Annotated in this window: 21 protein-coding genes; 8 read left to right on the top strand and 13 right to left on the bottom strand. The window is 57.4% G+C overall.

What is annotated here, in order from left to right; all coding sequences use genetic code 11:
• Positions 1 to 28: 28 nt before the first annotated feature.
• The 6 genes from AAE484_RS12430 to AAE484_RS12455 form a co-directional block, all read right to left on the bottom strand.
• Entirely contained in the window at positions 29 to 310 is a 282-nt protein-coding gene (locus tag AAE484_RS12430) for a DUF6691 family protein (protein WP_341938726.1), read from the bottom strand.
• The gene (locus AAE484_RS12435) at positions 307 to 741 is read right to left on the bottom strand and encodes a YeeE/YedE family protein (protein ID WP_341938727.1); all 435 of its coding nucleotides are present in this window, start codon (positions 739 to 741) and stop codon (positions 307 to 309) included. Before AAE484_RS12435 ends, AAE484_RS12430 begins: the two co-directional genes overlap by 4 nt.
• Before the next feature lie 2 nt (positions 742 to 743).
• Complete coding sequence (locus tag AAE484_RS12440; protein ID WP_341938728.1) at positions 744 to 2,105, bottom strand: MBL fold metallo-hydrolase; 1,362 nt, start codon at positions 2,103 to 2,105, stop codon at positions 744 to 746.
• Between the two features lie 199 nt (positions 2,106 to 2,304).
• A complete protein-coding gene (locus AAE484_RS12445; RefSeq protein ID WP_341938729.1) occupies positions 2,305 to 2,853 on the bottom strand; it encodes a hypothetical protein in 549 nt (182 codons plus the stop codon).
• A gap of 224 nt (positions 2,854 to 3,077) precedes the next feature.
• Positions 3,078 to 3,572, bottom strand: coding sequence for a c-type cytochrome (locus AAE484_RS12450; protein WP_341938730.1), 495 nt, complete (start codon positions 3,570 to 3,572; stop codon positions 3,078 to 3,080).
• A gap of 272 nt (positions 3,573 to 3,844) precedes the next feature.
• Entirely contained in the window at positions 3,845 to 4,294 is a 450-nt protein-coding gene (locus tag AAE484_RS12455; protein WP_341938731.1) for a YchJ family protein, read from the bottom strand.
• A 312-nt stretch (positions 4,295 to 4,606) separates the two neighbouring features.
• On the opposite strand from AAE484_RS12455, the gene AAE484_RS12460 reads away from it, so the two are divergent.
• Both AAE484_RS12460 and AAE484_RS12465 read left to right on the top strand, forming a co-directional pair.
• Positions 4,607 to 8,119, top strand: coding sequence for an AsmA family protein (locus tag AAE484_RS12460; RefSeq protein WP_341938732.1), 3,513 nt, complete (start codon positions 4,607 to 4,609; stop codon positions 8,117 to 8,119).
• The gene (locus tag AAE484_RS12465) at positions 8,106 to 8,408 is read left to right on the top strand and encodes a BON domain-containing protein (RefSeq protein WP_341938733.1); all 303 of its coding nucleotides are present in this window, start codon (positions 8,106 to 8,108) and stop codon (positions 8,406 to 8,408) included. Before AAE484_RS12460 ends, AAE484_RS12465 begins: the two co-directional genes overlap by 14 nt.
• Before the next feature lie 42 nt (positions 8,409 to 8,450).
• Here the strand turns inward: AAE484_RS12465 and AAE484_RS12470 are convergent, their stop codons facing one another.
• The gene (locus AAE484_RS12470; protein ID WP_341938734.1) at positions 8,451 to 9,224 is read right to left on the bottom strand and encodes a Crp/Fnr family transcriptional regulator; all 774 of its coding nucleotides are present in this window, start codon (positions 9,222 to 9,224) and stop codon (positions 8,451 to 8,453) included.
• A gap of 326 nt (positions 9,225 to 9,550) precedes the next feature.
• Here AAE484_RS12470 and AAE484_RS12475 point away from each other — a divergent pair, with 326 nt between their 5' ends.
• Entirely contained in the window at positions 9,551 to 9,928 is a 378-nt protein-coding gene (locus tag AAE484_RS12475) for a hypothetical protein (protein WP_341938735.1), read from the top strand.
• Between the two features lie 123 nt (positions 9,929 to 10,051).
• Here AAE484_RS12475 and AAE484_RS12480 read toward each other — a convergent pair whose 3' ends face one another.
• Together AAE484_RS12480 and AAE484_RS12485 are read right to left on the bottom strand one after the other, a co-directional pair.
• Positions 10,052 to 10,816, bottom strand: coding sequence for an SDR family oxidoreductase (locus AAE484_RS12480; protein WP_341938736.1), 765 nt, complete (start codon positions 10,814 to 10,816; stop codon positions 10,052 to 10,054).
• 24 nt (positions 10,817 to 10,840) lie between these two features.
• The gene (locus tag AAE484_RS12485) at positions 10,841 to 12,091 is read right to left on the bottom strand and encodes a GGDEF domain-containing protein (RefSeq protein WP_341938737.1); all 1,251 of its coding nucleotides are present in this window, start codon (positions 12,089 to 12,091) and stop codon (positions 10,841 to 10,843) included.
• A 306-nt stretch (positions 12,092 to 12,397) separates the two neighbouring features.
• Here AAE484_RS12485 and AAE484_RS12490 point away from each other — a divergent pair, with 306 nt between their 5' ends.
• Both AAE484_RS12490 and AAE484_RS12495 read left to right on the top strand, forming a co-directional pair.
• Positions 12,398 to 14,116 carry a SulP family inorganic anion transporter gene (locus AAE484_RS12490; protein ID WP_341938738.1) on the top strand — a complete coding sequence of 573 codons (1,719 nt, stop codon included), beginning with the start codon at positions 12,398 to 12,400 and terminating at the stop codon, positions 14,114 to 14,116.
• A gap of 29 nt (positions 14,117 to 14,145) precedes the next feature.
• Positions 14,146 to 14,895, top strand: a complete 750-nt coding sequence (locus tag AAE484_RS12495) for an MBL fold metallo-hydrolase (protein ID WP_341938739.1) — start codon at positions 14,146 to 14,148, stop codon at positions 14,893 to 14,895.
• Between the two features lie 73 nt (positions 14,896 to 14,968).
• Here the strand turns inward: AAE484_RS12495 and dsbD are convergent, their stop codons facing one another.
• From dsbD to AAE484_RS12510, 3 genes are all read right to left on the bottom strand, one after another.
• Positions 14,969 to 16,861 carry a protein-disulfide reductase DsbD gene (dsbD, locus tag AAE484_RS12500; protein WP_341938740.1) on the bottom strand — a complete coding sequence of 631 codons (1,893 nt, stop codon included), beginning with the start codon at positions 16,859 to 16,861 and terminating at the stop codon, positions 14,969 to 14,971.
• A gap of 97 nt (positions 16,862 to 16,958) precedes the next feature.
• A complete protein-coding gene (locus AAE484_RS12505; protein WP_341938741.1) occupies positions 16,959 to 18,353 on the bottom strand; it encodes an ATP-binding protein in 1,395 nt (464 codons plus the stop codon).
• The gene (locus tag AAE484_RS12510; RefSeq protein ID WP_341938742.1) at positions 18,353 to 19,015 is read right to left on the bottom strand and encodes a response regulator; all 663 of its coding nucleotides are present in this window, start codon (positions 19,013 to 19,015) and stop codon (positions 18,353 to 18,355) included. Before AAE484_RS12510 ends, AAE484_RS12505 begins: the two co-directional genes overlap by 1 nt.
• 148 nt (positions 19,016 to 19,163) lie before the next feature.
• Here AAE484_RS12510 and AAE484_RS12515 point away from each other — a divergent pair, with 148 nt between their 5' ends.
• Together AAE484_RS12515 and dsbG are read left to right on the top strand one after the other, a co-directional pair.
• A complete protein-coding gene (locus AAE484_RS12515) occupies positions 19,164 to 19,967 on the top strand; it encodes a TlpA disulfide reductase family protein (RefSeq protein WP_341938743.1) in 804 nt (267 codons plus the stop codon).
• A gap of 8 nt (positions 19,968 to 19,975) precedes the next feature.
• Positions 19,976 to 20,776 carry a thiol:disulfide interchange protein DsbG gene (dsbG, locus tag AAE484_RS12520; protein ID WP_341938744.1) on the top strand — a complete coding sequence of 267 codons (801 nt, stop codon included), beginning with the start codon at positions 19,976 to 19,978 and terminating at the stop codon, positions 20,774 to 20,776.
• A 125-nt stretch (positions 20,777 to 20,901) separates the two neighbouring features.
• On the opposite strand, the gene AAE484_RS12525 is transcribed toward dsbG, so the two are convergent.
• The gene (locus tag AAE484_RS12525; RefSeq protein WP_341938745.1) at positions 20,902 to 21,429 is read right to left on the bottom strand and encodes a hypothetical protein; all 528 of its coding nucleotides are present in this window, start codon (positions 21,427 to 21,429) and stop codon (positions 20,902 to 20,904) included.
• Positions 21,430 to 21,730: 301 nt separating this feature from the next.
• Here AAE484_RS12525 and AAE484_RS12530 point away from each other — a divergent pair, with 301 nt between their 5' ends.
• Complete coding sequence (locus AAE484_RS12530) at positions 21,731 to 23,179, top strand: ATPase domain-containing protein (protein WP_341938746.1); 1,449 nt, start codon at positions 21,731 to 21,733, stop codon at positions 23,177 to 23,179.
• Positions 23,180 to 23,186 lie beyond the last annotated feature (7 nt).

Genomic DNA, 23,186 nt, shown 5'->3' on the forward strand with positions numbered 1-23,186 from the left:
ACACGGCGAACAAATCTACATTAACTGGCTAAGCAACTGTCCGAATCAGGTTGACAGGTTCCGTGACCGCCTTGTTGCTCGGCACTTTGAACGAACCCGTGAAGACAGGTTTACTGAGCCGACGCAGGCTCCATTGATAGAAGGGAATTGCGGTGGCGAGGGCCCCGGCAAATACGAGCGCCAGCGTGGGGTCCCACTGCCCTGCCACATCGAGAAAATTCATGACTTTTGCGGGATTGATCATGCCGGAAACTATCAGCCCGAGACCGAACAGAATACCGCAGATAAAGGAAATAAAGTAAATCATCATTTCAAACCATGCCTAACCAGCCAGACGGTCATTGCTGCGGTTGCAAAGAAGGTGGCGGTGGCGGCCAAAGAACGAAATGATAATCTCGACAGCCCGCTAATACCGTGCCCCGCTGTACACCCCGAGGCCATGCGTGTGCCAAATCCCACTAGAAAACCGCCCAATAGCATTACCTGCCAATTCTCCTGAATGTCGACCGGCAGTCGCGCTCCGCTGATCAACGGAAACGCGACGGCGGCGACCAGTAGCCCGAAAATGAAGGCCACTCGCCAGTCAATTTCGGACATCTTGGTGCTGATCAGCCCGGAAGCAATGCCGCTGATTCCCGCGATCCGGCCAATGAGCAATAACAACAGACCCGATGACAAGCCGATGATGGCTCCCCCCAGCAGGCCCAGCCAGGGAGTAAACTCTGTCACTGTATATTCCACAATCAGTCCTCCAGCGGTAGCTCAAGGGCTTTCCAGGCTTTCATACCTCCCAATAGATTCCGTACGTCCGTAAAGCCGGCCCTGAGCAGAATACTGACGCCAAGCCCGGCGCGGTGGCCAACGCCGCAGGTGACTACCACGGGGCGATCCCTTTCCAGCGGCAACTCTTTCAGTCGCTCAGCAAGGTATCCTACGTACATATTGAGCGCTCCGGGAATGTGGCCACCTGCAAACTCATCCTCCTCGCGCACATCCAGCACCTGGAGCTCGCGCTGGTATTCTTTAAGCGTTTCGGGGGTAATGGTTCCGGAGGCTTCAATGGGTTTGCCTGAACTACGCCAGGTACCGAAACCACCAGTTAACGCCCCGTCTACGTGGTCGATGCCGATGCGGGCAAGGTGTTTCGCGGCGCCATAAACGTCTTCAGTACGGTCCGTGACCAGAAAGATAGAGGTATTCTCGTCCCCGACCCATCCTCCAAAAACAGGGAGCCCCCCGAACCAAATACTGTGGCTCCCGGTGAGATGCCCTCCGGCAAAACCTTCGGGCTCACGAGTATCGACTACCAGCTTCTCCTGGCTCTGCTCGGCAAACTCAGCGGCGCTCAGTAGCGGAACGGCTTCGGTCCGAGCCAGTGGAGGAAGACCGCCCTTTTTATTCACCCGCTCCATTATCCGAAAGAACGGAGGCCGCGGGTTGCGTTCGCCGCCCTTTTTGCGGGAAAACTGGTCCCGATTCAAAGTGAATACTTCGTTATAGCGCTTCTCCTCCCCAATGGTGGAGAACGGTTTTTCCGCCATGCCGCTGCCGCACACTGAACCCGGCCCGTGCGCAGGTAATACGAGAGTGGTATCCGGCAGGCTCGCGAGTTTATCTTGAACGACATCGTACAAAAGACCGGCATTTTCCACGGCTTTATCCGCGTCAGGAAGATCTGTACGGCCGGTCGTTCCATAGAACAGAGCATCACCCGTGAGCACACACCAGGCCTCATCGCTGGGCGGGTACACCGCATAGCTCATGCTTTCCGGTGTATGGCCGGGCGTGTGCAGAGCCTTGATGGTGAGCTCGCCGACGGTAAACGTGTCGCCGTCATTCAACCGCATTTCACCATGTTCGAAGGTGTCAAAATTCCCGTTGACTATTTTAGCGCCGGTCTGTTCTGCCAAATACGCGGAACCCATGGCAAAGTCTTCCTGACGATGAGTTTCCACGATGTGGGTAATGCGTGCGCCCAGGTTTCGAGCCGCTTCGAAATACGGTTCAACGAAGCGCCCCGGGTCAAAAAGAGCGGCCTGAGCGCCGTCCGCGATGAGGTAAGCGTAATGTGCGATTCCCGGTGTTTCGATACGCTGCATTTTCATTGGAGAACTCCCTTGATGGGTTTGGGGTATTCGACGGAAGCGACAATACATTTTGGGGGACAGGCATCGCTGATAAAAGAGACTCGTCGGCGTTGGGCGCCTAGATCAACTCCAGGACAACGCCGACGAGCTGACGCATCGACCAGACGCTTAGGGCGTCTGGCAGCATGCGGTAAGCCTTGCCGCGCTTACAGGTGGTTTAAAAGTTGTAGCCAAGACCTACCGTGTAAGCCCAGGCCCCATCGTCCTGGAACGCGTCGGTGGCATCATCAGTGCTATCAAAGAGAAATTGGTACTCGGCGCGAGCGAGAAAATAGGTTTTCGTCTGCACGTAATACTTCAAGCCCACTTCCAGCCCGGCAAAGGCGCTGTTCTCAATGCCATCACCGTACACACCGCCTAGGCTGGCACCGACGAATGGTCTCGCCCGATCGGTCATGAAGTGATGGTTCAAGTAGCCGCGGGTTGAGCCATTCCAGAAGTCGTCCACGAGGTTTTCACCCTCAATGCTGGCGTAGTTAACGCTCTGCCGGACGCCGGCAACCATGCTGTCGTTCAAATACCAGCCCAGGTCGCCAGTCAGGCCAAAGCTGCCGCTGTCGAAATTGCGATCGCCGCTGCCGGTTCCGGATATGGAGAATTCCCTGTCGCCCTCTTCTGGCCCGAAACCTGAGGTTTGTGCAGATGCTACGAGTGGCAGTGAACCGAGAAGGCATAGAGTAAGTGCGGTAGAGCTGATTCTGTTCATGAAAGTTTCCTTGGTTTTCCTATTACGGTCTAAATGTCAGGATTGTGAAGATGTCACATTTTCACGAATCCCGAGGAAACTGCATGATCAACTTATTCCAGCCCGGTGTCTGTTCGCGATCGCACCAAACTTCAAATTCAATCGACTCAATATCCTTCTATAAGCAGTCGGCGTCGAAACCTCAAGGAGGCGATCGGCATCACCACCCTGCCCCGCATCCTTGATCAGGTTTGCGTCATCAGAAATGCAACGAGATCATCGATTTGCTGCGCGGAAAGCGTGTCGCCGTAATCCTGAAACATCATACCTGACGTGAAACCCTCTCTTATATGGGCATCAGGTTCAACAATCGACTGACTGAGAAAGTCCTCGGCCGACATCCCTTCAACCGCTCCAGCTGCGACCGTCGCGGCATCCGCCATAGAAGGTCCGACCATGCGAACACCGGGCTCCAGCGAATGACACACGGCGCAGCCAGGTGTGCCTGCAATCTCCGATTGCTTGAACAATGCCTCGCCTTGGGCCGGATCTCCGGATCCGCCGCTTGTTTGGGCAACAGGCTGTCCTTCAGTGCTGGCGGACTCTTTGTCTGGGGAATTCGAAGACGACGACGCAGGCGACTCTGGCGACGAGGTCGAGGGTGTTGAGGGGGACGTGGACGACTCGCCACAGGCTGACAGCAACAACGCGAATGAAGCTAATGCAATGATGGAACGCATGAAATCCTCCTGGCTCAATTTGGTTTTTCCCCAGCAATATACCGAATTCAAACAGTGCTGTCCGTGTGGCACCGAACTGTATCGAGTGGAGGGTGTGTAATAACCAAATTTACTTCGTGTGGGATTTACCCGAGGAGCTTTCTGAATATGGAGTACCTGGCATGATGGATCGCAGTGGATGACTTGGCCTTCCTCTCGCAGCACAAGGAAATGTTGCCGTATCGAACAATGAAATAACGTAGCCGCCGGTACCGGTAACCCTTATAAGTGCTTTAACCACAACACCTTTTGAACTTGCGCCCACTGCCGCACAGGCAGCTATCGTTGCGCCTGGGTTTGAAGCTTTGGTCCCGGGTCTTACCGCTGACATAAAACCAATGCCCCGATTCCCGCACAAACTCTGAGTGCTCCTCCAGAAATCGCCATTGCTCGCCCGCGCGGTAATACGCCTTGAAGTGGACATGGCCCTGGTCACCGCTCGCGTCACTCGCTAACACCTGCAATCCCACCCAATCCGGGCTATCGGCCAAATCCAGGTCCCTGGGACGCGTCGACGGATGCCAGGTGGCCAGTAGGTAATCGCCCTTGTTTTGCACAAAGGCGCTAAAGCGCGAGCGCATCAGTGCCTCCGGTGTGGGCGGTGGTTCTCCCGCATGGTATCGACCGCAGCAGCGCTCATAGGCGGTTTGGCTGCCACAGGGGCAGATCCGGGTGTCGCTCATGACAAGGCCCCCTACTCATAGATCATCAATGCTGGTTAAAGTGGATTGGCTCGCATTGTACCGTCCGGGCGAACTTTTGGGTATTCGGTGCGTAACCGAACAGACGGCAGTTTCCTGTAACTCCAATATGAAGGATTCAGCGAAAACAGATTCAGGGATGACCAAGTGCACCGGATCGCGATCAGAAAGTCGGGAAATACTCGAAGCATTCCATAATGAAGCCAACAACAATCTATTCATGCAGCGGGAACCTCATCTTCGGCCCGTCAATGTCAGGTGAGCTTTCGCCCATACTTCGCGTCCACAGTACCCATGGGTAATAATAGTGATCGCGCGCGCTTGCCAACCCTGTTCAGGGTTCTGGGATGGGGGCTGGCAGCCTTTACTGTGCTGCTGGTCGTCCTGGTTCTGATCGTTGAACTGATGTCGTGGAATTTCCTGAAGGGGCCCATCACCGAGCACATTGAAACGACAACCGGTCGCGAAATGAAGATCACCGGAGATGTGTCGGTGAGTCTGCTGCCCTACCCTCAGCTGTCGCTAAGCGGGCTCAGACTGGCTAACCCTGACGGGGCGCAATACCCGCAAATGCTCACCATTGATCACCTGGAAATTGAACCCTCGCTGACCAACTTCGGTCAACAGTTCTTCCTGGACGCCGAAGCCAGGCTGGGGATTGCTGACGAACAGAAGGTTGTGCCACTCAAGCTTTCGGCCACCGTGGATCCGGGATTTACCGGTAGCGGGTGGCGGTTACGTGATATTCAGGCGCAGGTGGACGAGGTCCTCATTACCGGTAACCTTGGTGTGGATGCCGGTGCCACCCAGACGGTAGTGACCGGCAAGCTCCATTCGCCCTCGATTAACGTCAGCAATATTCTCGTAACACTGCCCCAATCCCGGTCGGCGGCGCCCACCACTCTCTCGATACCCGTGCTGCCGAGCTTGGCGGGAGAGATTCGTTTGACCGTCAGCGAGATTATCCTGAAACCGGCTACATTCAACAATGTCGAGGCCAGTATTCGCCTCGGCCTCAACGAATTTGTACTGGAAGCCCTGAACTTTTCGGTGGCATCGGGTAAGGGCGAAGCGTCTGCCCGCCTGATCAGTAACACTGAATTCATCACCCTGGAGACCCGGCTAGACCTGCATAACATCGACTTACAGAGTATCGACCTGCGGGCATTGGGTTTAACTGAATTACCCGGCCAGATCGTTTCGGCCGAGCTGGACCTGGCTCTTGATAAAATCCAGCAGTCCCCTTCCTTGACCCTGAGGACCCTGCTGGAGCACGTCGATATTGGTGTGGCGAAGGCATCCTACCGGACGAAAGAGCATGAGTCGGGCGCCGCCACTCACCTGGAGCTAACCCTCCAAGAAGTTGGAAAGCCCCCCATTCCCGCACTTACTGTGAACGGGCCGTTCCGGGGCAAGCCACTGGACATGACCATCGAGGGGGCTCCCCTGCCCCAGTTGGCGGACGATCTGACGGACTATGGTTTGCAGGCCCAGGCACAGAGCGGCGAGCTGCTTATCTGGGGCGACACCCGACTGGGCGCGCTTCTGACGCCCAATAGCTTTGCCGGTAACCTGCTATTGGAGGGCGATGGCGGACAGGATCTGGAGGCCTGGACCGGAGCCACATTGCCGCCTCTGCCCGAGTTCCGGCTGTCCGGCCGCCTGAGTCGTGACGGGAAGCTCTGGTCCGCCAACGCCCTCAATGGCCGCATAGGAGTCACCGAACTGAGCGGTGAGGTTCACTTCCGTCGTGCGGAACGTAGTGGGAATCGACCCGAGGTAAACGTTGATCTTCAGGCCGGTCGGATTAAACTCTCCCAGTTCATGGGAAAACGCGAACCGACAGGGGCGCATTCAGAGGCGCTTTCAGAGGCGCATTCAGGGGAAAGTGCCGGAGCAACCGACCGTTCACCCCTCTCGGCCCTGCGTGCACTAAACGGCCAACTGAACCTGCGTGCGGACACCCTGGTTTTGCCGGATACGCCGGAACTGAAGGACTTACGGCTGGTCGCCAATATGGACTCGGGTGAGCTCAAGGTCGAACCGCTGGAGTTTAATGTGGCTGGAGGTCGTTGGGAGAGCTCGCTGACACTGGATGCAACCAATTCGCCTGCCACCGGAACCCTGGATGCCAACTTCGAGGCGATTGCCCTGAGTCGGTTCGGCCGCACCTTCACCCGCCTCGAAGAGCGCCTGGGCAAGCTCTCCGGGGAACTCCACCTGGGCGCAATCGAAACGCTGCCCGTCGACCAGAGGAACGACCTGTTACTGCAGTACATTGGCCGGCTGACTTTCGATCCGTCCTGGCTGACCTTTACCGATCCGAAGGCCGACACGAAGATAACGCTCAACCTCCATTCCCGGGGAATGGACACCGGTGACCAGGCCTTTCATATTGACGGCGAAGGCCGGTATGACGGTTCACCTTTTTCGCTTCAGTTCCGTGGTGACCCTCTGTTGGCAGCCCGGCTTCCTGACCGACCCTACGCTCTTGAGTTGTCGAGCAACATGGTCGACAGCCTTATCCATGCGCAGGGCACCGTGCAGCAGCCCCTGGCCCTAAAGGGGCTTGATCTCGCGCTCGAACTGGAAGGTCCCAACCCCAATCGTTTAAGCCGCCTTTTGGGCGTACCACTGCCCAACCTACCGCCGTATGCCTTAATCGGCGGCCTGACGCTCAAGGACCAACGATGGTCATTCAGCCATATCGAAGGCACTGTCGGTGACAGTGACGTGAGCGGCCGAATCGCTTTTGATACCGCCACACAACCGCCTCACTTCACCGGGGATTTAAACTCCAGGTCCCTGGATCTGGTGGATCTTGGCTTCTTGACAGGTGCGGAGGTAGGCCAAGGCTCTGCCGGGACCTCGGCCGAGGACCGGTTTGTACTGCCGGACCGACCTCTGGTTACATCCGCCTGGCAAGCGGTCTCCGCTGATATCCATTACCGGGCAAAGGACGTTCGGGCGGCGGATATACCTTTTAGCAATTTTGCTCTCGACTTTGAGCTTGAAGGCGGGCGCGCGAGGTTTGAACCGGTGAGTTTTGGCATCGGTGACGGCGAGATTGACTTCACTCTGGTCCTCGACACGAAACCGACGACTCCAAATGGCACCCTTAAAGTAGACGTGCAAGCCGTCAACCTGCAACGGGCGTTTCGCAATTTGCCCCTGGTCGGTGAGAGCGTTGGTATCGTGGGTGGTCAGGGAAAGTTCTGGGTGGCCGGTAACTCCTTTGCCGAACTGCTCGGCTCCGCAGACGGCGGGCTGGTCATGCTGATGACCCAGGGCAAACTGGATGCACTGTTGGTCGAAATGGCCGGGCTGGATCTCGCCGAGTCCTTTCTGGTTTGGCTGGGGGACACGGACTCTGTCCCCATCGATTGCGCCTACATTGATCTGCAGACCCGGGACGGGGTCGCCAGGGTCGAGACGCTGGCAGTTGATACGGCGGATACCCGATTTACCGGCACAGGAACCATTAATCTCAACAATGAGCGCCTTGACGTCACCATTTTTACTCACCCGAAGGATGTCAGCGCTTTGTCCGCGAGTAGTCCACTTCATCTCGGGGGCACCTTCAATAACCCGGATCTCGGAGTGCAGGCGAGCGACCTCGGCTTGCAGGCGGCCAGCAGTGCCGTTCTGGCCGCCGTGGCCGCCCCGATTGCCGCTCTTTTGCCGGTGCTGGACCTTGGTACCAGTGATGACGGGCTCGGGTACTGTAACGGCTTGGTGAGTCGTTCTCTTGAGGCCATCGATGAGACATCGGAAAACAAAGCTAAGGCTGACAATGATGAAGGCTGACCCGCGTTACCTGCTGCTGTGCCTATTGCTGACCAGCGGCTGCGCCGTTTTTGACGGGGGGCCATTCCCCGATGCGCCACCGCAGGAAACCAGGGAGGCGGTCCGACTTAAGGCCGTCCTGCTTGAGGCGCAGGACCTGGCCGGATCCGCCCTCAACGTCACGATCGAGCAGAATCGCATCTTGCTGGAAGGCTTCGTGGAAACGGCCTCACAGCGACAACGGGCGGAAGATCTGGTGCGGGGAAACAGCGATATAGACACTGTCACGAACCGGATTATCGTGAAGTAGCCATTCGCAATGCACAATCGAAGGTGCGCCAAGAGTACGTGTTCAATCAGTTGATTGTAGAATCCCGGTGGACATTTTCGACGGTAATTCAGGCTTCGGTTCCGGGTCCTTCCCGAACACCACACGGTACCGGTTGATCAGGCTGGCATGGCATTCGCATGCCGCGCATTCAAGCCCCGCATGATCGAGAATGCGTATTTCGCCACGTGAATAGCTGATCAGCCCACGCCGGTGCAGGGAGCCGGCGGCGATCGTTACTCCGCTTCGTTGCACTCCCAACGCATGGGCAAGCTGTATATGGGTGAGTGGAACCGTATCGGCGAGGCTCAGCTCCTGGGTCATCAGCAGCCACCGAGCCAGGCGAGGCTCAATCTCGTGAAAATGTATACAGGCAGCGGTCTGTAAAGTCTGCATCATCAGCCGGAACTCGTAGTGATGCACCGCCTCCAGCAGCTGCGGGCTGGCGCGCAGCTCCTGTTCCAGTTGTGCTGTCGTCATCATCAGGGAGGTGCCAGAAACTTGTACTACGGCGCGCATTGGCGCGGCAAAGGTGCCCAGTGATAATGTGGCTCCGAGCATGCCGTCGCGGCCGATTAGCCCCAATTCGAGCGGCGACCGGCTATCAAGTACCATGGCGAGAGAAACGACCCCGGATGTCGGGAAGTAGGCTGTCTGCAGATCCTGATTCGACTCACACAGAATGTCGCCCTGGCTGAGTGAGGTCTTGTGGCACAGAGCGGCAAACCGGAGGCCTTCTTTTTCCGGCAATGATTCGATGATGGCATTTCTTTCTCGTTCACAACCCTCGGTCATCATGATAGGCCTCTCTGTGGTATTCCGGCCGCTTGAACGTACCCTGACGGGGTTCTGGATCTCCTCAATACGCTGCACTCTTTCGCTAGTAAGGTCTGTACGTTGACGCACTCAGGGATTCTCCAGATGTAAACAGTGGCCTCCCCGCCTACGACCTCATCCTGACTACCTGACTATTTGATACCCGCTGAATCGTGGTTTTCTCAACCGCTTTTTCGATGTTCAGTGTGATAACGAACCGACGACAGTTTGTCATGGCTCTAGGGTTGACAAAGCGACACTGTGATTGCAGTGACCTGACCACCTGTTTTTAATGCCTGGAGGCAATTATGCGTAACAAAATATTTTTCGCAGTAGCGGCAACCCTGATGTCCACTTCGCTGTACGCGCACGATGTCACGTTCGAAGCCATGGATAACAATGGTGACAAAAAAATCTCGAAGGATGAGTTCCATGGCAACGCCATCGGTCGGAGTACCTACTCAGACTACGATCTTAATGGTGATGGCTCTTTGACGAAGGAGGAGTTCGGCGAGACAGGCTATGACGAGGGTTTGTTCGATGACTGGGATGCCAACGATGATGACGAGCTGAACCACTACGAGTACCACGGTGGAACCTTTCACTACCACGATGACAATGAAGACGGCTATTGGCAAGAGGATGAATGGGAAAATGCTGCCAGCGACGGAGTCTGGGACATCTAATGTAAAGACAGAATCCCGATCGACCGGCTGGTGCCACTCTGGCGACAGCCGGTTTTTTTGATCGCCCTGATGGCCTGCAAAGCGGTAACGATCTAGTCCCGGGTGTTAATCATGACAGAGCGCCTAGTTATAAATCATCTTCCGGGTCATACCGCCGTCCACGATGAAGTCCTGTCCCGTGATAAAGGCCGCCTCCGATGAGGCCAGGTAGGCAGCCAGTGAGCCGATATCTTCTGCCTTGCCCACTCGACCGGCGGGGTGTTGCGCGTGGGCGTTATCTGGCAGAGGTTTCAGGTTATCCGGTGCATCGGCCTGCTGGGCGCGCACATCGATCCAGCCGGGGCTGATGCTGTTGACCCTTACGTCCGGCCCCAGGCTCATGGCCAGGGCGTGTGTCAGCGCCACTACGCCGCCTTTGCTGGCGGCGTAGGATTCGCATTGCGGCTCGGATTGCCAGGCGCGGGTTGAGGAGATATTGACGATGGCGCCCCTGGTGGCCCGGAGCGCCGGAACGGCGTGCTTGGCCATCAAAAAGGGCCCGGTCAGGTTGACGTCGAGCCGACGCTGCCAATCGGCCAGTGCCAGCTCCTCCACTGGGCCGGAGTGCGGGTCGGCCAGACCGGCGTTGTTGACCAGGGCATCCAGTCGACCGCCCCACTCCAGGGTCTGCTCAAGACACCGGCGCACATCGGCCTCGTTGGCGACATCACCGGCGATAAACGTCGCTGCCCTGCCCTCGGCTAATTGTTCCAGGTACTGCTGCCCGGCCGCTTCGTCGATATCGAATAGCACGACGCGCCAGTTCCGCTCGAGGAGGCAGTGGACGATGCCTCTACCAATTCCCTGAGCGGCGCCGGTGACCAGTGCCACTTTGGGGTTGTCGATCATACTGTACCTCCTTAAGCCAGAGCATCAATCCACCGCTACGCGATTCCGGCCAGTGTTCTTGGCCCGGTAAAGCGCCTCATCCGCTCTTCTGAACAGTGCGGCTACATCTTTACCATCGTTGTTGCGAGCCTCCGCCACGCCAATGGAGCAGGTTACCGGATGGTCTCTGCCCAGCCCGGCTTCTCGAATGCCGCGGCACAGGTCCTCTGCCAGCACCTCCGCCGCTTTTGCAGGGGAGTTTTTGCACAACACCACAAATTCTTCACCGCCCCATCGAGCGGGCACATCACTGTCCCGACAACGGTCGGAAACCACCCGGGCAAACTCTTTCAAAATCCGATCACCTTCTTCGTGACCATAAGTGTCGTTGATGTGCTTGAAATGATCCAGATCCAACATCAGCACAGAGAACGGAGTCTGCTTGGTGTTGTAGTCTGCGACGGCCTCCTTAAGGTGAGTGCGCATGCCAGCCCGGTTGTACAACCCGGTCAGGTTGTCATGAATAGCCATTTTTTTAAACCGCTGGCTTTTCAGGTCCAGTAGCCGGTTCAGAGAGCGAAGCTGTTCGGCCTCCGCACTTTTTGACTTGGCTTGCCGGCTATACTGGATGGCACGGTAGGAAAAATACACCAGCGACAACAGCATCCAGGCCCACAGGAGGCCGCGATAGAGCTGGTTGGCGGACAGCCATTTGCCGCGCAACTCGGCGCTGTGAAGAATAACGCTGACCTCTCTCGGAATTGAGCTGTCCCCAGTAGACAGAACCATGTGACGAACGTTGGTCAGTTGTGGTTTGGTCTGCTCGGGAGGCAAATCGCTTGCGTACACCCACCAGGCCGGGACGTAAAACTCATCCAATTCAAGTGTGTAGGTGTGGCGTCCCTCACGGGGATTGATCACTTGCTGGTTGCTCTTATAGGGAAACCAGACCTGCTCCTCCGGTCTGAAGAAATGATTGAGGTATACCCTGAGACTGTCCCGGGTAGAAGATTGGTGCGCCAAGTCCAGATGCAACGTTTTATACTGGCTAAGATCAATACCTCTCTCTTCCCTGTTCAGGGCGGTAAATAAATTGCAGTAGGGGTAAGTAATGGCACTGCGTATTTCGCACTGCATATGATAGGCATCGTTCTGCTGGTAATCGACGATGGAGTTGCCTTTTTCGGGGCTGTCATCTTCAACCCACCCGAGGCTGCCTTCCAGCGACGATATCGGCAGGCTGAGATTCATCCCCCAATGCTGCCAGGCAACTAACGCCAGTGTCAGCAGGGCCAACACCAGAACCGTGGTTTCAGTGCCGAGCCCCGGCCCGAAGCGACTGCTCGGCCTTCTCGATGTGTCGTTAAGTTTTGTCATATATTTATTTTAGTTGGTTCTGGCCCTACCGCCGCTGGCTTTTGCCGAGAAATCGCCTGGCCCTTCATAGCACATTCAATATGGCACATTAATCATCATATCACAAGATTGGGGCCGCAGCGCCAATGGGCCAGGCCGTGGATAATGCCGTTGTTTCCTTGGGATTTGGCGGCTGCGCGTCTATAGTGATGCTTTATACAGGAATCACGAACTATTGAGTTCTTCATGAGAGCAGACGCACTGAAGCGGTTTGTCCCCGCCTTGAGCTGGTTGGCGAGCTATGACCGGCGCACGTTGCCTGCCGATGTCCTGGCAGGCTTTATCACGGCCGTGTTGCTGGTGCCTCAGGGAATGGCTTATGCCACCCTCGCGGGCTTGCCGCCCCAGGTCGGGCTCTACGCCAGCATCTTGCCGCCCCTCATATATGCGTTGCTGGGCACCAGTCGCACCCTGTCCGTGGGGCCGGTGTCCGTGGCAGCGCTGCTGGTCGCCAATGCGCTGGCCTCCTCAAGTGCGGAGGCGTACCTGGCCGATGCGCTCTTGTTGGCTGCCATGAGCGGCGTGCTTCTGCTGATGATGGCGCTATTGCGCCTGGATGTGCTGGTGAACTTTATCAGTCATCCCACGCTATCCGGGTTTACCAGCGGTGCGGCTCTCCTGATTATTCTGAGTCAACTGGGAAACCTGCTGGCAATTTCAGTGCCCTCTACCGGTTCAGGCCTGGAGACGGTGTACAAAGTCGCTACTCATCTTCCGGGGCTCGATCCTATCACAGCGACCTTGGGTGCTGTCGGTATCGCGTTGCTGCTGCTATCACGCCGTCCTTTTGTGTCGTTGTTGATGCGCACCGGAGCGAGCGAAAGCGTGGCTGTTTTGACGTCTCGCGCCGGTCCACTGGTAGTGATTTCTTTGCTGACCGTCTGTGTGGCTATACTTCAGCTAGAGCAGAAAGGCGTGGCCGTTGTGGGTGCGCTGCCCCAGGGACTCCCCTCCCCCAGCCTGGATTTTCTGCGCCTGGACCGGGTGGCGGATCTGCTGCCGGCGGCGCTCATGATCAGCCTGATCGGGTATGTTGAGAGCATTTCCGTGGCCAAGGTGCTGGCGTTTCGTCGTCGTCAGAAGATCGATAACAATCAGGAGCTGATCGCTCTGGGGGCGTCCAATATGGCGGCGGCTTTCGCCGGGGGCATGCCGGTCGCGGGTGGCTTCAGTCGGTCGACCGTCAATTTTTCGGCCGGAGCCAGAACCCAACTGGCGGGGATTGTCACGGCCGTTCTGGTCGCGCTGGTTGCGCTTTTCTTCACCCCACTGTTCTACCATCTGCCCAAGGCCGCTTTAGGGGCAATCATCGTCGTTGCGGTAGCGTCCCTGCTTGACTGGCGCGGTTTCGTGAACGCCTGGCGCTACGACAAGGCGGATGCACTCACCTTGTTGGTGACTTTCGGCGGCGTTCTGTTGTTCGACATCGAAATGGGTTTGCTCTTGGGCGTCATCATGGGAGTCGGTGTGTTTTTGTGGCGCAGCAGCCGGCCGCATGTGGCTGTTGTGGGTCGGATCCCCGGCACACAGCACTTCCGTAACGTCAAACGGCACAGTGTGGAAACATGGCCGGGCCTGTTACTGTTGCGGGTCGACCGAAGCCTGTTCTTTGCCAATATCAGCTATGTGGATGATCTGGTTGCGGAGCAGGTAGCGGACAATCCAGAGCTGAAGCACCTGGTCATCATCTGCAGTGCAATGAACACGATTGATTACAGTGCACTGGAAGCGCTTGAGCAACTGGCCGACAGCCTGCACCGGGCGGGGATCAGTCTTCACCTCGCTGAAGTGAAAGGCCCGGTCATGGATCGACTGGCGCATTTTGGCATCGAAGAATGGCTGTCGCCGGGAAAAGTATTTCTGTCGGCCGAAGAGGCCGTTCAGACTTTGAAACCAGACGAGTAACCACCCTATCATCTTGAAGGAGACAGAAAATGATTTTTCGCCAACTGTTCGAACCGGTCTCCAGCACTTACACCTACCTCCTCGGTTGCGAGGACACAGGGCAAGCGGTGCTGGTCGACCCCGTGATCAACTCAATTGAGCGCGACCTGGAGGAGGTGTCCAAGCTGGGAATGACGCTGGCCTATACCGTTGACACTCACATTCACGCCGACCACATTACCTCGGCACTGGAGCTGAGAAACAAGGCCGGAAGCAAAATAGTCACACCGGCCATCGAGCGTCTGGACTGCACTGACCTGGGCATCGAAGAGGGAGTGCCCTTTGAGGTGGGTAGCATCCGGCTCGACCCCATGCACACGCCCGGCCACACCGATGGCCACTTCGCCTATGTGTTTCAGGACCGGATTTTCACGGGTGATGCCCTGTTGATTGAGGGCTGCGGGCGCACGGACTTTCAGAATGGCGATGCGGAGTCCCTGTACCGGAGCGTCAAAGAAAAGCTCTTTGCCCTGCCCGATGATTATCTGGTTTACCCCGCCCATGACTACAAGCAGCGCCGGGTGTCCACCATTGCCCAGGAAAAGGACCGGAATGAGCGGCTGAACCGGGAAATTACGCTTGAGGAATTCCAGTCTATTATGGAGAACCTCAATCTGCCCTACCCCAAGTTTATCGATTACGCCGTTCCCGGCAACAAACAATGTGGCATCTGTCCGACAGACCTGCCCGACAAGCTCAAAGAGTATTGCGAGCAGATGTCCTTCAGCCAGCAGGGGTGACTTCATAGTCTTTCCCTGTAGCAGCCCGTATCAGTGCGTTCGCCGCAGGCGAGCGTACTGATGTGGTACAGCTTTACTTGGCCGTTGCTTGAGCCCGACCGGTATCCGCTACCTCTGGCAGTACCTGCTGCTCTATTGTTGCCATGAACTCTCCGTACCCCACCTCCCCGACGAGGCGTGCTTCTCGTATCTCGCTGGCCTTTTCGTAACCGGCCTCTCCAGAACCGGTCGCAGCGGAAAAGAAAAGGACGGCGGGAGGACCGACAAGTCCCAACTTATCCAGTATTTTCTGATGCTCCTGATCAAACTCCGTGATATCCAGTTGAACGAATCGAATGGTCGTGCGTAGCTCCTGCACTTCTGGCTGACTGAAGATCTCTTCTTCCATGGTGATACAGCTGATACACCAGTCGGCATAGAAGTCGAGCATGACCGGCTCCCCACTGTTGAGGAGCGTCCGCAACTGCTCTGCGGTTTTTATGCGCTCAAATGAGTGGGTATCGGCTTGCGATTCCGTGCTGGCCACGCCACCGGGTGTGGTCATTCCCGCAAGCGGTTGAGTCAGGCTGCCCTGCCCCTGGGCCGCACCCACCAATAGGAATGCTCCCCAAAGAACGGCTGACATACCCAAGGCTTGCAGAGAGCGGGCCCAACCGCTGGTTTGCCGCTGCAAGGCGCCCAGATGAAGGCCTACGCCGATTGCCAGTAACGCCCACAGGGCCATTGCCAATGGGGTGGGCAATAGGCGCTGAACCAGCCAGAGCGCGACCGCTAACAACATGACCCCGAAGGTTTGCTTGACGATGTTCATCCAGTTGCCGGCTTTAGGCAGTATTCGGTTGCCCAGCGTTCCTATTACCAGAAGAGGCACGCCCATCCCCAGGCCCAGCGCAAATAGCGCCAAACCACCCAGAGTGGCATCGCCGGTAGCCGACACATAAATCAAAGCACCCGCCAGGGGAGCCGATACGCAGGGAGAAACGATCAATGCGGAGAGCGCGCCCATCACACCGACGCCCGCCAAATGCCCGCCTTTTTGACGTTGACTGAAGCGATCCAGTCGATCCCGAATACCACTGGGCAGTTGAAGTTGGAAAAGCCCAAACATGGACAGCGCCAAGAGTATGAAAACGACCCCAAAGGCCCCCAGAACGACCGGCTGCTGCATCCACGCCTGAAGGTTGGCTTGTGCCCCGAAGCGGCCGACGGCCGCGCCTGCCAGGGCGTAAGTGGCGGCCATACTGAGTACGTAGGTGAGGGAGAGAGCAAAGGCTCTGGCCGTGGAGGGGCGAGTGGATTGTCCGACGATAATGCCCGACAGAATGGGGATCATCGGCAGCACGCAGGGCGTAAAGGTCAGACCGATACCCAGCGCAAAAAACGTAAGCAACATCCAGCCCCAGGGCGCATTCTGGAGCAACCCGGCAATGCCGTTGGCACTGCTGCCAGACAACTCGGCCCGGGTGACCTTCGACTCACCGTCGGCAGCGCCGGGCTTGTTCTGAAGCGTGCCAGCTGCCCCCACAGGCGCATTTGGGGCAGCCACTTCGACGGTTTTGGTTTGAGGTGGATAACAAAGGCCGCTTGAAGCACACCCCTGCCAGGTGACTTCCAGCTCGAGTTCATCGGCCGGGGCGCCGACAATCGACCTGATCAGCGACGCTGACTCATAGTGAACAAGCTGTTCTCCGAAGGTCGGGTCATCTATCATTGCGCCGTTATCTGGGAACTGGGCCGGACCAAGCTCGGTACCCTCCTCGTTTGGCGTGATGTCGAGGCGCTCCTGGTACAGGTAGTACCCTGGCGCCACATCCCAACGAGCGACCAGGTTCTGCCCTTCCGTCGTAACCTTTAGTTTGAACGCCTCCTCGACAGGAAGAAAGTCCGACGCTACCCCGACACGGCTGACCAGTAACAGTATCGCTGCGACGGCGAAGGCGCCGAATCCCAATTGTTTGAATCGCATAAAATCACCCCGATAAATAGTATTGTCAGGGTGCCAGCGTGTGGCTTAAGGGAACGTTAAGGCAGACCGTTAAGGAGTACGCTGTAAAGGCGAGAATTCACGTCGCGTCCTTCAGGGGCAGTCGCAACGTTGCCTGCAACCCTTCGGCCGTATTCGTCAGCTCCAACGAGCCGCCAAAACGACGGGCAATGGTCTCTACAATTGCCAATCCCAGACCGTTGCCGTTGGGTTCCAGGTGCACAAAGCGCTGCGTCAATTCGCTGAGCTTGTCTTGGGCAACCCCGGGCCCCTTGTCTAGCACCGTCCACACACAGTACTGGCCCTCGGTCTCCGTGGTCATCAGCACGGTCTCGCCCTCGGGGGAAAAGCGCACTGCATTCTCCAGAAGGTTGCGCAGGGCCGTCACCGCCAGCGCGGCCGGCACGGCCACTTCCTCGGCGCAGTGGGTTTGGTACTTGACGTGGACATCGTTTGCGCGGGCCCTGGCCGTTACGTCCCGTATGGCGTCGGAGCTGATTTCATCCGCCGTTGTGCAGCCAACGTCCTCGAAAGCAGCGTTGCCGTCCAGACGAGCCAGCAGAAGCAACTGCTCCAGGGTAGACTGAAGCTTGTCGACGGCCCGTTCTGCTTGCTGCAGGGCGCGCTCAGCCGGTTCGCCTGGCGTCAACCGGGCCACATGCAGTTGCGTTTTTATGGCGGTCAGCGGCGTTCTGAGTTCGTGCGCCGCATCGCCGGTAAAACGCCGCTCGCGACGCATGGCCTGCTGAACGCGTATCATCAGCCGGTTGATCTCGTCTACCAGTGGCTCAACTTCGGTCGGCCCGCCGCGCCACTGTAGCGGCTCGGCACTGTCCACCGAGCGTCCGGCCACGGAGTGGCTGAGTTTTTGCAGCGGCCGCAGGCTGCGTTCGATACCAAAGCCGACCAGTACCAACGTGCCAGCCAGTGCCGCTATGAACGGGACCACAGCGGCGACGATGACGGACGTCATCAACTCATCACGGGTACTCAATCGGTCCGCCGTGGTGATGCGCAACCCGTCTATTGTGGCCGTGTAGACCCGCCAACGCTGACCATCTACCTCACGGTTGCTATAACCCTCAGCGCTGTTATCCAGCGCCTGCGTCGGAGCATCTTGCGACTGGGCGAGTATCTCGCCCCGGCGTGTACTGACGCGGCATGCCAGGCTGGCTGGAAACTCGGGGTTGGCGATGGCTTTGTCCAGCATTTGACTCGCCTGCGGTGAAGGGGCGAGTGACTGGGCGTCGGCCCCGGGCGTGGCGGCCCCGGGATCGCCACTTGTGGGTAGCTCGTGTCGGTTGACCAGGGACGCCACCATGCGAGCCGAGGCCGCGAGGCGATCATCCAGTGTTCTCTCCATCTCCGCCTTGACGCTGAACAGCATCCAGGGAGCCAGTAACAGCCAAAGGCCAGCCAAGGACAGGCAAATGACCGCCATCAGGCGCCAACGTAGGCTCCACCTCAGAATCATTACGAGGACTCCTTCAGCCGGTAGCCCAGGCCTCTAACGGTTTCAATGAGATTACCGCCAAGTTTGCCGCGCAGGTTGTGCACGTGAACGGCCACTGCATTGCTCTCGACTCCCTCGCTCCAGCCATACAGAAAGTTTTGAAGCTGCTCTGAAGAAAGCACCCGCCCGGGCTGCTTCATCAAGGCTTCCAACACCGCCAGCTCCCGCCGCGACAAAGAGATTGGCCGGTCTTCGAGCGTTACTTCCAGCGTTGTAGGGTCAAATACCAGAGCACCGTAACGCATGACATTGCTGCTTCGCCCACTGGCGCGGCGCACCAGGGAGTGTAAACGAGCGACCAGCTCCTCCAGGTCAAAGGGCTTTGTCAGGTAGTCGTCGGCTCCCTTGTTCAAACCCTGAATACGCTCAGGCACGGCATCCCGGGCGGTCAGTACCAATACGGGCACATCCTTTCCCTGCCGGCGCCAGCGTCCCAGAGCCGTCAACCCGTCCTCATCAGGCAGGCCCAGATCCAGTACGACGGCATCAAAAGCGGCCAGGTCCAATGCCGACTCGGCGGCCCCGGCGGATTGGACCCAATCGGCCGTCTGCCCCAGTGCTTCCAGGCCGCATTGAAGGCCGTCGCCGACCAGTCTGTCATCTTCCACTATCAATATATGCACGCTATTGTCCTCCTGAGGGCATAATGCGGCCAGCCGATTAAGGCACTGTTAACCTTACCTTAATTCCAGGTGATCATCCTAAGTCCCCGAAAACAGCTATTGTGGTTGTGATCACCGCCCACTCATTCGTAATCATAGGAGTCAGTCTGTGTCACTGTCTGCCGGGCCCTTTGCCCTTTCATTGAACGTTGTTCTGTTGATGCTGGCGTTCTTTACCGCGTTACTCGTCGGGTGGCTCTCGGGCCGGCGGCGGGAGGTGTCCGTGGAACCGGCGCTTAGCAATATGCTGTTTCTGGGCATCCTGGGTGCGCGGGTAGGATTTGTGCTGCTGTATTTTGGCGACTACCTTGAACAACCCTGGAGCATGCTGGATATCCGGGATGGCGGTTTCTCTCTTCCAGCCGGGCTTGTCGTCGCCATCGCTGTGGGCATTTTCTACGCCTGGCGGCGGGCGGCTTTAAGAGCGCCTCTGGGCATTGCCTTCGCCGCCGGAGCCGGAACCTGGGCGGCAACGGCGGGTATTATCGGCGTGATGTACGCCTCTCAAGCCAATCTGCCGGCCTTGACGTTAACGGCACTGGATGGGGAGGAAGTCCCCCTGGAGCAGTTCGAAGGGCGTCCCATGGTCGTCAATCTGTGGGCCACCTGGTGCCCGCCCTGCCGGCGCGAGATGCCGGTGCTGGCCGAGGCTCAGCAGTCTGAAGACGGTATTGCCTTTATCTTTATCAATCAGGGGGAAGGCCCGCATACTATCAATCAATACCTTGAAGAAGAGCAGCTGGCTTTGGGTAACGTTCTGCTTGACCGGAGCTCTAGCACCATGCGGCAATTGGGAGCCAACGGTTTGCCCTCCACTTACTTTTTCAATGCCAACGGCGAACTGGTGGACACCCACTTCGGCGCCTTGTTTTCAGCATCACTGAAAAGCAATCTCCAATCAATCAAACCATAGGCACTACCATGACAAAGAATCTGACACTTTCCGTTCTGGCAACCGCCCTGTTGGCAGCCAGTGCCTGCAGCGATGAATCCTCCACCAGCAGAGTCCAGGACGAAGATGGTTCCGGAGCGGGGCAACGCTTGGCCGCTCCACTCAAGCAGCTTGAACTGGATGGCGTCAACATTGGTGAAAGCTTTCCCGGCCCCGGTGGTCTTACCGGCTACATTGGTCGTTACAACGGGCAACCGGTGGAGATGTACCTTACTCAGGATGGCCAGCACGTGGTCGTGGGCACGCTCATCAATAACAAGGGCGAACGAGTCGCTCAAGATAGGCTGAACAGCGCGAGTAGCAGCGGTATTGAGTGGGAAGACCTTGAAGCCACACACTGGATCGCCGAGGGCGATGCCGACGCCGAGGTCGTTGTTTATGCATTTATGGACCCCAACTGCCCCTACTGTGCAATGTTCTGGGAACAGGCCCAGCCCTACCTGGAGCGCGGAGGGGTTCAACTGCGCCACATCATGGTAGGCATGCTCCGCCCGGACAGTCTACCCAAGGCCGCCACCATTTTGGCCGCGGATGATCCGGCCGAAGCCTTGGCGCAACATCAGCGCACGGTGAAAGACGGGGGCGTCACCCCAGAACAGGACTTGCCAGAGGAGGTGCTGGGTCAAGTGGAGGAAAACACACAGTTTATGCGCACCAACGGCATACAGGCGACCCCAGCCGTATTGTTCAAGGACTCCGAGGGTCGTTTGCAGACGGTTCAGGGAGTCCCCAGTGAGCAAGTGATGAGCCAGCACATTTTCCGTAACTAGCAGAGCGTTCAATGTCGGCCGGAGAGGTGTATCAAGCCGCCTTTAGGCTGTAAAATCCTGTTCTGTGACGAACGCCGCCTCATCGATATCGAATAGAACGACGCGCCAGTAACGGCCGCCGTCGGTCAGGACTCTGTGCGAAGATCATCGGAAATAAATCCTGCCCCAGTCGGCAATTCCGCGCCATGCACGTTAATGGCCTTGCGCACCTGTTCCGGATCCTCGCTCCCCGTTTTCAGTTCATAGATCAACCGGATGACTTTGGCCTCTTCTTCCGGGGGCAGCTTGATATCTCGTTCCAGGAAATTTTGTCGGGTGGTTGCGATGACCCCCTCCATCAGGTCCATATCAACCGAACCACCAATGCCAGACTCTGTACCAACTGGGAGCAGCTCGCCGCCGGTCAACCACTCCAGGCTGACTCCGCTTTCTATAGCCATAATCAACGCCTTGTCCAGGCCGGGGAGCGAGCCGGAAAGATACTTTCTGATCAGGCTGTCGCTCATGCCACAGGATTTAGCGAAGGCGTGAATGGAGCGGCTCCCTATGGCCTGCTTGAGCCGCCGGGGGAACTCTCTTTTCAGTAGGGCTAACTGCTCTGAGTGGGTAGCTTGCTGGGCGATTGTCGGTTCACCGCCATTGTTCATTGTCATTACTTGCTCCAGGAAGCGCGATAGTGCCCACGCCCACGGTTCGAATCCACGGGTGTGCTGGTGGGGCGCCTAGCACTTCAGTGTTGATGATCACTCTCCTTGGTGTTAATGTTCGCACCCTAGAGGTAGTCGTGACAGGTAAATAAGCACCGGTAATAACCGATCTCAGCCTTCTGGAAAGGTTGGGAGGGTTATTTGTGGGTGATCCATGACCGCACGACTAGTGCGAAGCATATCACGGAACGGGGGCGCTTCGTTTGACAAGAGGTACACAGATGGCACCTTGAGGGGGGAAGAGACCATGGCAGATGACCTAGCCGGCCGAATCCTGACAGGCGTTCACGGGTTTGACGAAATTCTTCATGGGGGGGTGATACCTCGAAGAGCCTACTTGATTCGGGGTGGTCCCGGTTCGGGTAAAACCACCCTTGGCCTGCACTTTCTGATCAATGGCCCCCCTGAAGACAGCCTGTTTATTACCCTGGGAGAGTCCGAAGAACAGCTACGCCAAAACGCTGATTACAGTGGTCTATCAATGGACGGCGTCGCTGTACTGGATCTTTCGCTGGGGGACGACAGCAGTACCTACACCCTGTTGGAAAGCTGGGATGTAGAGGGCAATTCCACCCACGATCGCATCCTGGACCATGTGGAAAAACTTCGGCCGCAACGCATACTGATTGACTCCCTCAGCCAGATGCAGTGTCTGTCGCCCGACACTTTTCAATTCCGCCGACAGGTGCTGGCGTTGTTGCGCAAACTCACCGCCGGGGGTGCCACCGTGATGTTCACTTCCGAGCAAGCCCCCAGCGAGGAGGACCATACCCTTCCTTTCCTGAGTGACGGAATCATTTCCCTGGATCACACCGAAAGTGGACGACAGTGCCGGATTACCAAGTTTCGCGGCTCCTCCTTTGCGGACGGGGCGCACTATTTTAACCTTGGTCCAGGCGGCGTAACGCTCTACCCGCGCCTGCTACCGGATAACCACCGTCGCCAGGTCGAGCATACCCCTCTGACTTCCGGCCTGGCGGAATTCGATGCCCTCACCCACGGGGGGATTGAGCGCGGTACGGTGACCCTGCTCTCGGGGCCATCCGGGGTGGGCAAGACGACGCTTGGTGCCCAGCTTATGAGCGCAGCCGCCAAGGGCAACGAACGCTCGGTGATCTATTCCTTCGATGAAGGAGCTTCGACCTTTTTTACCCGTTGCCGTCAGGTCGGCCTGCCTGCGGAAGCAATGGTCAATGAAGGCAACCTGAAGTTCGAATCGGTCGAACCCTTGCTCTACAACCCCGACCAATTTGCTGCCGGTGCCCGGGTAGAAGTTGAAGAGCGCGGCACCTCCATGGTGATGATCGACAGCCTGTCCGGATACGAGCAGTCGGTTCACGGCGATAACGTGAAGGAGCGCATTCATGCTCTGTGCCGCTATCTGGTCAACATGGGAGTCACAGTGGTACATGTCAATGAGGTCTTCTCCATCGCTGGAAACCAGACCCGGATTACCGAGCACGGCATCAGTTACATTGCCGACAATGTCATCATGCTGCGCTATGTCGAGCTGGATGGCGAGTTGCGCAAATCCATCGGTGTGCTCAAAAAACGGGCCGGCAGTTTCGAGCGGACGCTGCGCGAGTTTGAAATCACACCGGAGGGACTAAAAATCGGCCCGCCCTTTCGCGGGCTTCGTGGGCTTTTGGGAGGCATTCCGGAGCTCACCCGTCCCAACAACGAGGATGCCATGTGACAGGTGC

It is taken from the genome of Marinimicrobium sp. C2-29, assembly GCF_038419845.1.
Lineage (GTDB): Bacteria > Pseudomonadota > Gammaproteobacteria > Pseudomonadales > Cellvibrionaceae > Marinimicrobium.

Excerpts from the sequence above, each read along its gene's own strand:
- AAE484_RS12430 (WP_341938726.1), bottom strand. The coding sequence starts at position 310 with ATGATGATTTACTTTATTTCCTTTATCTGCGGTATTCTGTTCGGTCTC.
- AAE484_RS12440 (WP_341938728.1), bottom strand. The coding sequence starts at position 2,105 with ATGAAAATGCAGCGTATCGAAACACCGGGAATCGCACATTACGCTTAC.
- AAE484_RS12445 (WP_341938729.1), bottom strand. The coding sequence starts at position 2,853 with ATGAACAGAATCAGCTCTACCGCACTTACTCTATGCCTTCTCGGTTCA.
- AAE484_RS12450 (WP_341938730.1), bottom strand. The coding sequence starts at position 3,572 with ATGCGTTCCATCATTGCATTAGCTTCATTCGCGTTGTTGCTGTCAGCC.
- AAE484_RS12455 (WP_341938731.1), bottom strand. The coding sequence starts at position 4,294 with ATGAGCGACACCCGGATCTGCCCCTGTGGCAGCCAAACCGCCTATGAG.
- AAE484_RS12460 (WP_341938732.1), top strand. The coding sequence starts at position 4,607 with ATGGGTAATAATAGTGATCGCGCGCGCTTGCCAACCCTGTTCAGGGTT.
- AAE484_RS12465 (WP_341938733.1), top strand. The coding sequence starts at position 8,106 with ATGATGAAGGCTGACCCGCGTTACCTGCTGCTGTGCCTATTGCTGACC.
- AAE484_RS12470 (WP_341938734.1), bottom strand. The coding sequence starts at position 9,224 with ATGATGACCGAGGGTTGTGAACGAGAAAGAAATGCCATCATCGAATCA.
- AAE484_RS12475 (WP_341938735.1), top strand. The coding sequence starts at position 9,551 with ATGCGTAACAAAATATTTTTCGCAGTAGCGGCAACCCTGATGTCCACT.
- AAE484_RS12480 (WP_341938736.1), bottom strand. The coding sequence starts at position 10,816 with ATGATCGACAACCCCAAAGTGGCACTGGTCACCGGCGCCGCTCAGGGA.
- AAE484_RS12490 (WP_341938738.1), top strand. The coding sequence starts at position 12,398 with ATGAGAGCAGACGCACTGAAGCGGTTTGTCCCCGCCTTGAGCTGGTTG.
- AAE484_RS12495 (WP_341938739.1), top strand. The coding sequence starts at position 14,146 with ATGATTTTTCGCCAACTGTTCGAACCGGTCTCCAGCACTTACACCTAC.
- dsbD (WP_341938740.1), bottom strand. The coding sequence starts at position 16,861 with ATGCGATTCAAACAATTGGGATTCGGCGCCTTCGCCGTCGCAGCGATA.
- AAE484_RS12505 (WP_341938741.1), bottom strand. The coding sequence starts at position 18,353 with ATGATTCTGAGGTGGAGCCTACGTTGGCGCCTGATGGCGGTCATTTGC.
- dsbG (WP_341938744.1), top strand. The coding sequence starts at position 19,976 with ATGACAAAGAATCTGACACTTTCCGTTCTGGCAACCGCCCTGTTGGCA.
- AAE484_RS12525 (WP_341938745.1), bottom strand. The coding sequence starts at position 21,429 with ATGACAATGAACAATGGCGGTGAACCGACAATCGCCCAGCAAGCTACC.
- AAE484_RS12530 (WP_341938746.1), top strand. The coding sequence starts at position 21,731 with ATGGCAGATGACCTAGCCGGCCGAATCCTGACAGGCGTTCACGGGTTT.